Source organism: Paractinoplanes brasiliensis (genome assembly GCF_004362215.1).
Lineage (GTDB): Bacteria > Actinomycetota > Actinomycetes > Mycobacteriales > Micromonosporaceae > Actinoplanes > Actinoplanes brasiliensis.
Genome location: NZ_SNWR01000001.1, coordinates 3,162,357 through 3,174,839 on the forward strand (window position 1 = coordinate 3,162,357; position 12,483 = coordinate 3,174,839).

At 69.0% G+C, this 12,483-nt stretch carries 14 protein-coding genes and 1 tRNA gene; 7 read left to right on the plus strand and 8 right to left on the minus strand.

Annotated elements, in window-relative coordinates; genetic code table 11:
• Positions 1–38 precede the first annotated feature (38 nt).
• The 5 genes from C8E87_RS14075 to C8E87_RS14095 all read right to left on the minus strand — a co-directional run bounded on the left by C8E87_RS14075 (position 39) and on the right by C8E87_RS14095 (position 2,798).
• Complete coding sequence (locus C8E87_RS14075; RefSeq protein ID WP_133873517.1) at positions 39–560, minus strand: DUF6226 family protein; 522 nt, start codon at positions 558–560, stop codon at positions 39–41.
• 56 nt (positions 561–616) lie between these two features.
• On the minus strand, positions 617–811 hold the full coding sequence (locus C8E87_RS14080) for a DUF397 domain-containing protein (RefSeq protein WP_133873518.1): 195 nt from the start codon (positions 809–811) through the stop codon (positions 617–619).
• Between the two features lie 237 nt (positions 812–1,048).
• A complete protein-coding gene (locus C8E87_RS14085) occupies positions 1,049–1,243 on the minus strand; it encodes a DUF397 domain-containing protein (protein WP_133873519.1) in 195 nt (64 codons plus the stop codon).
• A 56-nt stretch (positions 1,244–1,299) separates the two neighbouring features.
• The gene (locus tag C8E87_RS14090) at positions 1,300–2,202 is read right to left on the minus strand and encodes a helix-turn-helix domain-containing protein (RefSeq protein ID WP_133873520.1); all 903 of its coding nucleotides are present in this window, start codon (positions 2,200–2,202) and stop codon (positions 1,300–1,302) included.
• A 143-nt stretch (positions 2,203–2,345) separates the two neighbouring features.
• The gene (locus C8E87_RS14095) at positions 2,346–2,798 is read right to left on the minus strand and encodes a DUF6232 family protein (RefSeq protein ID WP_133873521.1); all 453 of its coding nucleotides are present in this window, start codon (positions 2,796–2,798) and stop codon (positions 2,346–2,348) included.
• Positions 2,799–3,392: 594 nt separating this feature from the next.
• Here C8E87_RS14095 and C8E87_RS14100 point away from each other — a divergent pair.
• Positions 3,393–3,851, plus strand: coding sequence for a DUF2231 domain-containing protein (locus C8E87_RS14100; RefSeq protein WP_133873522.1), 459 nt, complete (start codon positions 3,393–3,395; stop codon positions 3,849–3,851).
• 93 nt (positions 3,852–3,944) lie between these two features.
• On the plus strand, positions 3,945–4,487 hold the full coding sequence (locus C8E87_RS14105; RefSeq protein WP_133873523.1) for a type 1 glutamine amidotransferase domain-containing protein: 543 nt from the start codon (positions 3,945–3,947) through the stop codon (positions 4,485–4,487).
• 176 nt (positions 4,488–4,663) lie between these two features.
• On the opposite strand, the gene C8E87_RS14110 is transcribed toward C8E87_RS14105, so the two are convergent.
• Entirely contained in the window at positions 4,664–5,857 is a 1,194-nt protein-coding gene (locus C8E87_RS14110) for a DNA polymerase III subunit delta' (RefSeq protein ID WP_133873524.1), read from the minus strand.
• A gap of 163 nt (positions 5,858–6,020) precedes the next feature.
• On the opposite strand from C8E87_RS14110, the gene C8E87_RS14115 reads away from it, so the two are divergent.
• The 3 genes from C8E87_RS14115 to C8E87_RS14125 are packed head-to-tail and all read left to right on the plus strand — an operon-like array spanning position 6,021 to position 7,361.
• Complete coding sequence (locus C8E87_RS14115; RefSeq protein ID WP_133873525.1) at positions 6,021–6,347, plus strand: YbaB/EbfC family nucleoid-associated protein; 327 nt, start codon at positions 6,021–6,023, stop codon at positions 6,345–6,347.
• 1 nt (position 6,348) lies between these two features.
• On the plus strand, positions 6,349–6,750 hold the full coding sequence (locus tag C8E87_RS14120) for a type VII secretion target (RefSeq protein ID WP_133873526.1): 402 nt from the start codon (positions 6,349–6,351) through the stop codon (positions 6,748–6,750).
• Complete coding sequence (locus C8E87_RS14125) at positions 6,750–7,361, plus strand: hypothetical protein (protein WP_133873527.1); 612 nt, start codon at positions 6,750–6,752, stop codon at positions 7,359–7,361. The genes C8E87_RS14120 and C8E87_RS14125 overlap by 1 nt, the downstream gene beginning before the upstream one ends.
• A gap of 346 nt (positions 7,362–7,707) precedes the next feature.
• Here C8E87_RS14125 and C8E87_RS14130 read toward each other — a convergent pair whose 3' ends face one another.
• On the minus strand, positions 7,708–9,357 hold the full coding sequence (locus tag C8E87_RS14130) for a hypothetical protein (protein WP_133873528.1): 1,650 nt from the start codon (positions 9,355–9,357) through the stop codon (positions 7,708–7,710).
• A gap of 160 nt (positions 9,358–9,517) precedes the next feature.
• Between C8E87_RS14130 and C8E87_RS14135 the strand changes: the two genes are divergently transcribed.
• Positions 9,518–10,354 carry a PSP1 domain-containing protein gene (locus C8E87_RS14135; RefSeq protein WP_133873529.1) on the plus strand — a complete coding sequence of 279 codons (837 nt, stop codon included), beginning with the start codon at positions 9,518–9,520 and terminating at the stop codon, positions 10,352–10,354.
• A gap of 140 nt (positions 10,355–10,494) precedes the next feature.
• Here C8E87_RS14135 and C8E87_RS14140 read toward each other — a convergent pair whose 3' ends face one another.
• Positions 10,495–12,156, minus strand: coding sequence for a metallophosphoesterase (locus C8E87_RS14140; RefSeq protein ID WP_239080382.1), 1,662 nt, complete (start codon positions 12,154–12,156; stop codon positions 10,495–10,497).
• 175 nt (positions 12,157–12,331) lie between these two features.
• Here C8E87_RS14140 and C8E87_RS14145 point away from each other — a divergent pair.
• Positions 12,332–12,405: transfer RNA gene (locus C8E87_RS14145), tRNA-Thr, on the plus strand.
• The last annotated feature ends 78 nt before the right edge of the window (positions 12,406–12,483 follow it).

Sequence of the window (12,483 nt, forward strand, 5' to 3'; positions counted from 1 at the left end):
TTCACCGGCCGGTGCGGCCACGACGCCCACTTCCGCGCTCAGTCCTTCACCGGCCGGTGCGGCCACGGCGCCCACTGCACGGCGGCGGCGAACCCGCTGCGCCGCGCCTCACGCGCATCCCACCTGGTCAACGGCCCCTCGCGGTGAGCGTTGACGCCCACGCCGATGAGCCGGCTCTCGAACCACGAGCCACCGACACCCCGCCGTACGCGCTCCCACAGACCGCCCTCGACCAGGGCGGACGCCTGTGTCCGGAGCACGTCGACGAGCTGTGCCGGGTCTTCGTCACAGACCTCGCAGGCACACATCGGCAGGGTTTCGACCCACCAGCGCCCGAGGCGCATCTCGAGGCCCGGCGTCTCGGTGAACGCGATGGCGAGCGGCGCGGCCGCCGGCGTGCGCGGCATGAGCCTTTCCATGCGCACCAGGGCGTCGGCCGGCCCCAGGAGCTCCTTGCTCTCCCGGCGGTCGACCACGTAACGCTCCGCCAGCTCGTCCAGCAGCGCCTCGGCCGCGTCATGCAGGACGGCAAAGCGAGCGGCGTGCGGGTCAGCCCTCACCAGCGCAGTATGCCGCCCTCGGCCGACGGCTCACCAGCGCTTCCGCAGGCTTCTCCTTATCCGAAGGAGAAGGTCCCCGCCTTGACACCCTCGACGAAGGCCTCCCACTCCGCCTGGGAGAAGGAGAGGACCGCGCCGTCCGGCGCCTTCGAGTCGCGAACCAGGTACCGATCCCCCAGCCTGGCCACTTCGACGCAGTTACCGCTTGCGCAGTCGGCTTTTCGCCATCGCACTTCCCGTCGGTTGATCATCTTGCGCCTCCCGTGTCGGTTCCCGATTCCACGCTAGGTGAGGGTTTCGAATCACAGGAGGAGTGAATGAGCCATCTCGGCCCGAAACACGAAAAATGCACCGGAATGACGGATAAAAATGCCCGGACTGCAAGCCATAGGTCTGTTTTGCGGAGCACGGGCGCGACGAACCCGGCTCGACGCTTCCTTGAGGCCGCCCCGCACGTGCGCATGCGGGGCGGGTGCTACTGGTCGAACTCAGAACACGAACTCGCCGTTCTTGACCCCGGCGACAAACGCGAGCCACTCGTCCTTGGAGAACGTGTGCGCGGGCAGCTGCGGGTTCTTGCCGTCCCGGACCAGGTAGCTGCCGTCGACCATGGCTACCTCGACACAGGTGCCGCCGCTGCACCGGCTGCTACGGTGCCACTTCGGCGAATCATTTTCCATCATTGCGGGCTACGCTCCTGTAAAAGATGTGTAACGGTGAGAAGGTCTTGCCAGTCCGGCTATCCGGAAGGGTTGATTTCCAGATTCGCGATTCGGCCCTTGATGAATTCGATCGTGTCATTTTCATCGAGGGCAGCTTGCCAGAGCTGTTCGAAGCGATTGCGATGCCGCGCCGTCTCGTCGCGGCTCTCGACGACCTCGTCGTGCACGCCGTTCTCGCGGTACATGATTTCCCGCTGATCCCGTCCGGCGCCGACCGTCATGAGGTCGAAGCTGCCATTGTTCGGAATCGCCATGTCGAACGCGAAGGGGAGCATGCGGACGGCCAGCGGCCCCGCATCGGACAGGTCCACGAGGCGGCGGAGCTGATTCGCGAAGACCTGGGAACCGCCGATGGGGCGCCGGAACACCGACTCGTCGGCCAGCAGGAAAATCCTCATCGATCCGAGCCGGTCGGCCAGGGCATCGTGACGGGCCTTGCGAGCCTCGACCACGGCCGCGATCTTCTCGGGAGAGAGCTGGTCCTGCAACGAGCCGGTGAGCGCGTGACTGTAGTCCGGGTTCTGGAGCAGCCCGGGAATGTAGAAAACGGTGAAGTAGCGGATCTCGGATGCCTCGGCCTCGTATTCCACGAATCGGCGCAGAGGTTCCGTGAGGTTTTCCCGAAAACGCGGCTCGTCCCACCAGACCGCACGCCGTCGAACCCGCATGCGCGCGACCCGGGCATCGGCCAGAAGTGAGCCGATCACTTCTTTGTCCTGCACGCCGAGAAACGGCAGCAAACTTCGAAGATCATTGATCGAAATGGTGTTGTCACCGTTCTCGATCCTGATCACTTTGCTGTGTGACCACTCCATGGCCTCGGCGACCTGGGCCTGCGTCAGACCCGCCGCCTCGCGCGCCTCGCGAATGGCGATGCGTACACGGAGGCGCGCGATCGTAGGCGAATCGCCTTCGGCCATCGGTCCTTCATCGTTGAAGTAGGTGTCACTCGGCGGAAGAAGCTGCTACCTCGCGGATTGCCAGTTGGCAGTCCGCGAGATCGCGGCACATCCTATTACGTCCTACCAGACGACCGACCGGGGGGTCAGGTGATTGTTGAAGATCAAGCAACGGCCAGGTCGAGACCTCTTTCGGGTGGCCGCGCGTTCTCGATGGCGCGCCGGAGAGCCCGCTTGACCTGGTTGAACTCACGCTCTTCGAAGCTTGCGTACAGCACAACGTCGGATCCCCGATAGATCGCGTGGAGCTCCCAGCCACGACCGCCGCGTCGCAGCATCGAGGGAACAGCGCAGATCAGCGGGACCAACACGGCGAGCAACCCGATCGCGTACGCGGTGGGTGGCTCCAGCAGAGTCCACCCGGCCCCGACTGCGGCGACCGTGCCGGCGGCCACCATCAGAACAGCCGTCGGAGAAGCGGGTGCGGAACTCGACCGCATCACTCCGACATTGCGTAGATCACGGACGGCGTAGCTCTTCAACGGCGTCCCACGCAGGATGAACAGTTCGTCAGTCACCACGGCGCCCGGGCCGCGGTAGTAGATGCGTTTGCTCATGACGCGCTCCTCCCCCTCGGCTGGTTGCGGGAAAGAGGTCGCCCGGTCCGTAACGGCGCCCGGCTGCTGCCAGGTGTTGCCGCGCTGGACCTCCCGAACCTGCCCTGTTACTGACCGTCAGTACAGCACGCCTGTCCGCAGTCCGCCATCTACCAAACTGCTATGTAGCAGATTGAGCACAAGCACCTTGTTCCGGCCCTGCCGTCGGCGCTCGGCGAGTTTGGGAACCGGCACATCGCGCACGAACGGGTGTACTCCAGCTGCTGGCCTCTTGTGGGGAGCACGGAGCAGCGCCACGATGACGGCGTTCCCCGTAGAGACAAAGACGGCACCCGGTTGCCGCCGGGTGCCGTTGCTTACCGTCTCCCCTCGGAACTCCGCCCTTGCTGCTCTACTTGTAGTACAGCATGCCTCCAGGCTCTCCGCTACGCGTCAAACTGCCATGTTGCAGACTGCGTCTAAGCTGAGTGAGCTATGAGTATCGTGCGCCACTTGACCGCCTTGCGGCGTTTCATCGAAGAACCGACCGGGTAGCCCACCGTCGGATGCCAACCTCGAACTTGTGAATCCGCAGGTAGAAGGGCGATAACCCGCATGGAGAGCCGACTTGTGATCGCGGGTCAGGCGGTGCAGCCGATCCTGGTGATGTTCCCCCTGGGCCTGTTCGCGATAGCCGTCATTTTCGACGTGGCCAATCTTCTCGGCGCACCAGCCATTGTCGGATCCCTGGCCTACTGGAACATCGTCGCCGGGCTGGTGGCCGGCGTGGCCGCCACCATCGCCGGCGCGGTCGACCTGGCGTTCGTCCGCCGCCCCGACGCGAGGCGCATCGGCGTCCTCCGCGTCCTGCTCAACATGGGTGTGCTCTTCCTGTTCGCCGTGATCCTCATGGTCCGCGTCGGCGACCCCGACCGGCAGGCCGGCGTCGGCCTCTTCCTCCTCGAACTGCTGGCCCTCGCGATCAGCGGATTCGGCGCGTGGTTCTCGGGCGAACTGGCCAACGGACGCACCCCGGCGTTTGCCCGCGCCGCTGTCGGGAATCGCGGCTACTAGGGCGTTCCGGCGCCCGCTTCGCCAGGGCGCCCCGGCGCTCCGGTTCCACAGGGCGCTCCGGCGCTCCGATCCCCAGCAGAGAGGGCGCCTCACATGACCACCTCGATAGACGGCAAGCGCGTCGCCTTCCTGGCCGCCGACGGCGTGGAAGAGGTCGAATACACCGAGCCGCGCAAGGCGGTCGAGTCGGCGGGCGGCACAGCCGAACTCGTCTCGATCAACGACGACGAGATCCAGGCCGTCAACCACATGGACCCGGCCGGGAAGCACCAGGTCGAAAAGCCCGTCAAGGACGCGAGCGTGTCCGACTACGACGCCCTCGTCCTCCCCGGCGGCGTCGCCAACCCCGATTTCCTCCGTACGAATCCCGACGCGGTCGCCTTTGTGCGGGAGTTCCTGGCCTCCGGCAAGACCGTGGCCGCCATCTGTCACGCCCCCTGGACCCTCATCGAGGCCGGAGCGGTCGCCGGTCGCACCCTGACCAGCTGGCCCAGCCTCCGCACGGACCTGACCAACGCCGGCGCCACCTGGGTCGACGAACAGGTCCACACCGACGGCAACCTCATCACCAGCCGCAAGCCCGACGACCTGCCCGCCTTCTGCGCCGAGCTGGTAACCACCCTCGGCAAGGCCTGACCCCTCCCACGCCGAAAGCCCAGGTCCTACGGGCCTGGGCTTTGGCACGTCCGTTCGTCACCACGGGGGCGCGTGGGTCGGCCGCAACTTGGGTCGCTACGAGTCCGCCCGCCGGCCGCGCAAGGGTGGCGGCCACGATGGGACATCCGCCCCGCTGACGTCGCCCGGTCAGGGCTTCAGCCGCGCCAGAGGTTCAGCATCATGGCTTCCACGGCGATCTCGGGTTTGACGTTCTCGTCGATCGCCTGGCGGCAGGCAAGCACGGCTTCCAGGCGGCGCAAAGTGCTCTCGGCGGACCACTTGCCCGCCGCGGCCTCGGACTGCGCCGCGATGTCGGTGTGCACGACGCCGACTGGGGCGCGCAGATTGGTGACCAGGACGTCGCGGTAGAAACCCGCCAGGTCGACCAGCGCGCGGTCGAGCGCGTCGCGTTTCGAACGGGTGGCCCGCGATTTCTGCCGGCGTTCGAGATCTTTCAGTTGGCCGGCCGCGCCACGCATCGCGCCGGCTGCGCCCCGGCCTGTGCCGCCCGCGCCAAGCGCCTGCTCGAGGGCGGCGCGCTCGGACGCGTCGGTCTCGACCAATTGTTCGGCCGCCTCGGCCTCGGCCGCCTTGATCAGCGCGCCGGCCGCCTCGAAGCAGGCGCCGACCCCGGTCAGCCGGCGCGGTACCGAGAGCACGGCATCGCGCCGCCCGCGGGCCTCGGTGTCGTTGGCCAGGCGTTTCGCCCGCCCAACGTGACCCTGAGCAGCGGCCGCCGCCCACGCCGCGACGTCGGCCGCGATGTGGTCACGGCGCACGAGAACCTCGGCCACCGCGTCGGCCGGCGGCTGGCGCAGCGCCACCACCCGGCAGCGCGAACGGATCGTCACCGAGATGTCGTCGGGATGGGTGGACGGCGTGCACAGCAGGAACACCGTGCGCGGCGGCGGCTCCTCGATCGCCTTGAGCAGCGCGTTTCCCGCCTGTTCGGTGAGGCGGTCGGCGTCCTCGATCACCACGACCTGCCACCGGCCGCCCGAGGGCGCGCTGGCCGCCCGCAGCACGAGCGCACGCATCTCGTTGACGCCGATCGACAGGCCCTCGGGCACCACGAAACGTACGTCGGCGTGGGTCCTGCCGAGGGTGGTGTGGCAGCCGTGGCACTCGCCGCACCCGACACCGCCCCGTTCGCACTCGAGCGCCGCCGCGAAGGCCCGCGCGGCCACCGACCGCCCGCTGCCCGGCGGACCCGTGAAGATCCAGGCGTGGGTCATCGCGCCGGCGGCAACCTGCTCGCCGGTGACGACTCGAGCCGCGGCCGCCGCCGCCTGTCGCAGCGTGGCGACGGGCTCGTCCTGGCCCACCAGATCGGCGAAGACGTCACTCACGGCACCGATGGTATTGCCCGCCACCGACAAAACCGCATCCGTTGTCCACCGGACCGGCAGTTATCCACAGTGGAAAACCTGGCGTAGCGAAGGCGTCACCCTTCCGGGTACGTTCTGATCCCGGTGAGCGACGAAGAGTTGACACACGGTTAGGAGCCTCGGTATGGCGCGTGAGATCGACGAGGCGTGGATCAGCGAAGCCATCGACAGGCACCGACGCGTTGAGCAGCTGCGCGGCGACTACGAACGAGCGGTCGAGTCACACAAGGTCTCGGTCCACTCGCCCGACGACTCGATCGAGGTCACAGTGACCGCATCCGGCCAGATAACGGACATCCAGATACACGGCGGCCTGCAGCATCGCCAGGCTGCCGAGTTCTCGCGGGAACTGCAGGCCACGGTGGCCAACGCCGCCGAGGCCGCCCGCTGGGCCCGCGACAAGCTGCACGACGAGATCTTCGGCAAGCTCCGCTCGCTGGGGGAGGCCTGAGATGGACACGTTGGCCGAGAGCCTCGACCAGGCCGCCGACTCGTTGACCGCACTGTCCCGCGAGGTTCCGGGGCTCGCAGCGGCCTCCAGCGCGTTCGCAGCGCCGCCGGTCGGCGCCGGGGTATCGGCCGTTCCGCCCGACGGCCGTGCCCTCGGAACCGAGACGGGCGTGACGAATGCCGGCCGGGGCACCCGCTGGGACGCCGGCGAGGGTTTGGGCCTTCCCGGGCGAGTGAGCCGGTCCCTCCAGGATCGTTGGGCGGCGGCGCTCGAAGCCCGAACACACGAGGCAGCCGCGGCAGCCGCGCGCTTGACCACCCTGGCCGACTCGGTGCGCACGACCCGGCAGGCGTACACCGAGACCGACGAGGCGGTCCGGCGCCGCTTCACCCGGGAGACGTGATGGACCGGCTCGATCAGGTGCTCGATTCCGCCACGCCCCTGCTGCGCCGGGCGGAGGACGTCCTCGAGCTGACCGGTGCGCCGCCCGGCCACCCGGTCTGGGACCACCTTCGACACGTACGCCTGATGCCCGCCGACGCCGTCCGAGCGGTGGCCGGGTTGCGCCCCGCTGCCATGTCCGAGGCCGAGCCCGAACTCCGAGCCGATGCCCGGGTGTGCGTCGAGGCGGCCGCCGCGCTGCCCCCGCCCGGCGAGTGGGAAGGTGAGGCCGCCGACGCCTACGACGATCAGCGCCGCCGCGCCGCCGCGCATCTCGCGGGCGGCGACGACAGTCTGGACGAGCGCTTCGAGGCGACCGCCGACCTGGCCGCGGCCCTGCACCAGTGGATGACCCGCACGCGTGACAACCTGGCCGCCGCGCTGACGGAGGTTCTGACCTCGGCCGAGGCGTTCACGCTGACCGCGTCCGCGAGCTTCCCGCCGACGTCGGCCGAGACCGAGGCCGCGGCAAACCTGTCGTCCCACGTCCTGCGAACGATCGCCGACGACTACGCCGAAGCCGAAGACCTGCTGGAGGGCTCGCGACACCTGGCCGACCCGATCCCGCTCTGACCCGGGCCACCCGAAAGAGGCGGCACAGCATGAACGCGGCGCCGCATTCGGACAACCGGAAAGACCCCGAATGCGACGCCGCGTCCTCCTGCACCCCCCGCAGGCGTAGAAACCACTCAACGCTACTTATCGATGGATGTCTCGGGACGGGGGAGGCTTCCGGCCGCTCGGTGGAGCAGGTAGGGACAACCGTCGGGTCGTCCTCATCCATCAGGAGATCGACATGTCTCCATCCGGCCGACGCGGTTCCGGTAACTGCTCGCCGCACTCCGATTACCGATGCCGCGCAGTCTGCCGCAGGCATGGGCGGCCTCCCGGTTCGGAACCGGAAGACCGCCCACGGTGATCACGAGTGGGAGCGTCGGCGGCGCAGGCTCAGCAGCACGACAGCAACACCGGCCAGCAGCAGCCCACCGCCGGTCATGGCGACCCGGTCGAGCCTCGGCCCCGTCACGGGCAGACCGCCACCGCCTGCGCCACCCGAGGGAACCTCAGCAGCCCCGGGTGAGATCGCGGCAGCCTCCAGGACACCGAGCGACATGCTCAGCGAGACCCCGGCCTTGCCGTACCCGTCGTGGCCGCGCCTCTTCGAGCCGGACACCTGCGACAGCGCGACCTTGATCGAGTCGGCCCGGGCCGCGATCGCCTGGCCCTTGACCGCGTGCCGCACGTCGCCGAGCGAGACACGCACCCGCATCCCCTTGGCAGGCAGGGTGGCCGACTCGGGTTCCGCACCGGCGATCGGCGGCAGCCCGGGAATACGGGGCACCGGCAGCGCACCCGCCTGGCCCAGCCCGCCGAGCTCGGTCAACGGCGCCGCCTCCATCGCGCGCTGGTTCGGGGTCAGCGCGAAATCGACGTGCTCGCCCGCGGCCTGCAGGCGCTTGGTCGGCAGCCCGTCCCCCGAGACCTCGACGATCGCCGGACGGTAGTTGACCTTGCCGCCGGCCGTGGCGGACATGGCGGCCTCCAGCGTGGGCGCACGCAGAACCCGTACCGTGACCTTGCCGCCCGCCAATTCGATGCGGCCCACGGTGATCGTCGACCGGGCCACCGTACGGACCTGATCGTTGTGGTGTTCGACACCCGTCGTGCCGGCACTCGTCACCGTGCCCGGGACCCGGACCAGCGCACCACGGCCGCTGCCGAGCAGGCTCAGGCTCGTGAGGGCGGCGCCGGCACGACCCGTCTCGCCGGCGACGCGTCCGCACGCCATGCCCTCGTCCCACTGTGCGTGCGTGGTCAGCCGGCCGTCCCCGAAGCGCAGCGGGCCGGCCTTCGACGCCGGGGTCGAGCGCTTGGCGCCGGTCTTGCTGGTCGGCGGCGCCTGCTGCACCAGCGGCTTGGCAAGCGCCGGGTTGCCGGAACGGCCGTCGAGCAGCCGGGCGTACGCGGCCGACGCGACACGAGCGGGTGCGATCATCGCCGTGCGGGCCTCGCCGACCCCGATCTCGGAGAGCGCCGCACTTCTCGCGCGCTTGTCGGTTACCCGGCCGCCGTCATCCCGCGCATCGTCGGCGCCCTGCCCCTCTTCAGCCGGCTCTCCGCCGCCGGCGCCCCCGGTCAACCCGCCGGCCATCTGACCGCCCTGGTCGGCCAGGTCACGCACCGGGCCGCCCTTGGGCGGCGGCAGCTCGTCGTCGACCCCACCGGTCTTGTTCTTCGGCTTCGGCGCCACCCCGAGGTACCCCAGCACCCCCATCCCGGTCATGCCGATCGCCTCGCTGGGCGTGTCGCTGTCCTCGGGGTTCGGGATGACCGACTCCGCGCCGCCGCTCAGCACCTGCCCCGGGTCCTCGGCCTTCTCCTGGCCGCGGGGGGCCGGCGCGTTCACTTCGAGCTTTTTGATCCGCAGGATCTCGGCGCCGGACTGCGCGGCGAAGTTCTCAGCCCGCTCGCAGGGCGTGGGCGCCGCGAGTGCGGGCTGCGGTGCGGTGATGGCGCCGGCAAAACCGAGCGCGACGACACTTGCGGCCAGCGACCTGGCGGGCGTCATGTGGCAGTTCCCTCCGGAGATGGGCCGCAAAGGAGCGGCGTCTACGGGTCTGCCCAACGAAGGTCGATTCGCACGGTTGCGATACATCTATGCGGCAACCCCCACGGGTAGCCCAAAACCGGCATTTGGTACGGCGTCCGGGGCGTCGTAGGGTGGTGACATGGGCATGCTGTGCGCGGTCAGCTTCAACCGGTATGGCCGCCTCTACTACCTCGACCCGGGCGAGTTCTCGCCCCAGGTCGGCGACCGTGTGCTCGTGCCCACGGACGACGGCCCCGAGGTGGCGGAGTGCGTCTGGGCGGCGCAGTGGGTGAGTGAGGAGACATCGGGCTTCCCGAAGGTCGCCGGGCTCGCCGACGACAACGATCTGCGGCGTGACGAGCTGCTGCGCAAGCGCAAAGCCGAGGCCAAGGTCGCCGCCAAAAAACTGATAAAGGCGCACGAGCTGCCCATGAAGGTCGTCGCGGTCGACCACGTGCTCGACCAGACAGGCACCGGCAGCGCGCGCACCACGATCTATTTCACGGCCCCGCATCGAGTCGATTTCCGTTCCCTCGTACGGGATCTCGGCGCGACCCTGCATTGCCGGGTCGAGCTCCGGCAGCTCTCCGCCCGCGACTCTGCCCGCGTCCAGGGCGGCATCGGCTCCTGCGGCCGCGACCTGTGCTGCGCGACCTTCCTGACGGACTTCGAGCCGGTCACCATCCGCATGGCGAAAGACCAGGACCTCCCGCTCAACCCCCTGCGGATCTCCGGCGCCTGCGGCCGCCTGATGTGCTGCCTCAAATACGAGCATCCGCTGTACCAGAAGTTTCAGGCCACCGCCCCCGCCGTGGGCAGCCGCGTAACCACCCCCGAGGGCGACGGCCGCGTGGTGGCGCACAGCGTCCCCAAGGACGCGGTGGTCGTCCGCATGGACGCCGACGGTTCCCGCTGCTCCTGCAGCCGCGCCTCGGTGTGCGGCCCCCGCCAGGCCCACGACGAGCACTACAACTGACCATCCCCGTCGCGCGGCCAACCAACCGCGCCCCCGCATGGACCGCTACACCGTGCGCGACCACGCCAAACCCAACCAGCAGGCGACCGCGCACCGGAGCGCCGGCGCACACCCCCGCCGCGGCTTGCGTGGCTGGGTTTTCAGCGAACCTGGATCGGGGGCTCGATGTGCCGTGGGGTCAGGGGGTCACGAGGCTGCAGCCAGGGGCTGTCCGCAGGGCCGTCAGGGTCGGGCTTCCACTTGCGGCTGATTTTGTCGACGGCGATCGGGTGGATGGTCAGGCTGCCGTCCCGGGCGATGTGCATGCGGAGGAAGCTCTTGTGGTCCTCGATGCCCTGGCCGGCGAACAACTCGTTCACGTTGACGTCGGCGTAGGACGCGATCAGCAGGTAGAGCGCCGTCACCTGGGTGGCGACGAACCCGATGACCGGGCCGTAGCCGACCGCGGCGACGACGAGCGGGCCCGGCCACGTCCAGTCGTGGAACGGCAGTGACAGCCACAGCCACGTGCCGCCGGCCGCCAGTCCGATGTGGGCGGCCGCATGCAGCAGACCCGCGATCCAATGTCGAGCGTGCTTGGCCTCGTCGGCTTTGGGCGGCTGAGCGAACGCCACCGACCCGGCGATGATCAGCACCAGCATGACCGTCAGCGGGATGTAGAACACCCGCGCGACGAGTCCGGAGTTGTCGGCCGCCGCACCCGCCATCGCCAGCATGGTCAGGACGTGGATGATGCCGAGCATCGTGACGAAACCCGGATTGCGGGTCGGCACCCGGCCGAAGACTCCCCACCCGAGGCGTCGCGACTTCTCGGCGTCCGGATAGGACTTGCGGAACGCGTACGGGCGGCTGACGCTGCGGTTGCGGGTCAGGGTGTCGGGCTGCGGGACGATCAGCTCGTCGGGGAGCTGCTGCGTGCCGACCAGGTAGGCGCCGCCACCGCCGCACGTGATCAGCTCACGCTCGGTGTCGCTGTAGCGCGCGTAATGATGCAGGTCGCCGGAGACGAGCACCCGCGTGGTCGCGCCGCGAGGGTCGAGGATCTTGCGGATGAAGTAGTCGATCGCGTCGTACTCCTCGGGATTGTCGACCGATTTGACCCACTTCGGCGACGGGGTCATGAGGATGATGCGATCCTGCGGGCCGACGTGCCGGGCCGCCTGCTCGAAATACTGCAGCTGGGGGTCGTCGATGTACGCCCCGAACTGCTCGTCGATCGCGAACAGCCACCAGTTGGCCGGCAGCTTGACCGCGAAGTACGACCGCCGCTGCTCGGTGCGCCACCCACCGATGTGCCCGTCCTTCCGGCGGGCGAAGAGCCGGATGAACGCGGTGAGCCCGTCATACCAGTCGTGGTTGCCCGGCAGCGCGAACAGCGTGGGCTGAGGCCCGCTCAGCGGCGGCTCGGGAAGCGCCGCACGATAAGGCCCCTTCATCCGGCTCTCGTAGCCGTCGCCGCTGGCCAGCGGGTAGACCTGATCGCCGCCCATCAGCAGCAGCCGCCCCCGGGGCAGCGAGACGCCATCGACCTCGAGGCCGGCCTGGGCCAGCAGGTAAGCCACCGAATAGGTCGCGTCGAAGCCGTCGCCCAGGTCGGCCACGTAGTCGAGCCAGAGCTCGCCGTCCTCGGTCTGCGAGTGGTCGAACCAGCCGCCGTCGAGCGCGTTCTGCAGCTCGCGCTTGTCGAGATAGGCACCGAACAGCGTCGCCAGCAAGGCACGCAGACCCGTGCTGAGCAGCAGGAGAGGGGCCAGCCAGCCCACCGGCCGCTGCGGCGTGAACCCGAGTTCCTGCGGCTCCATACTGCCGGGCCGGCGCGGCACGACCTGACCCGTCGGGGGCGCCTGAGGGTGATCGTCAGTCACGCCCGGAACCTTAGTCCCGCCCACCGACAGAAACCCTGTCCGATTCCGGCGGACGGAAGGGCCCGACCCCGGCGTGGCGCCCCGGGAACGTGCCGTACACTTGTTTCTCGTTGCCGCCTTAGCTCAGTCGGCTAGAGCGACGCACTCGTAATGCGTAGGTCGACGGTTCGATTCCGTCAGGCGGCTCAGAGGGAAAGCCCTGGTCATTGACCAGGGCTTTCGTCATTTCCGGGACACATTCAAGATCAAGGGTGTACGTCAGGG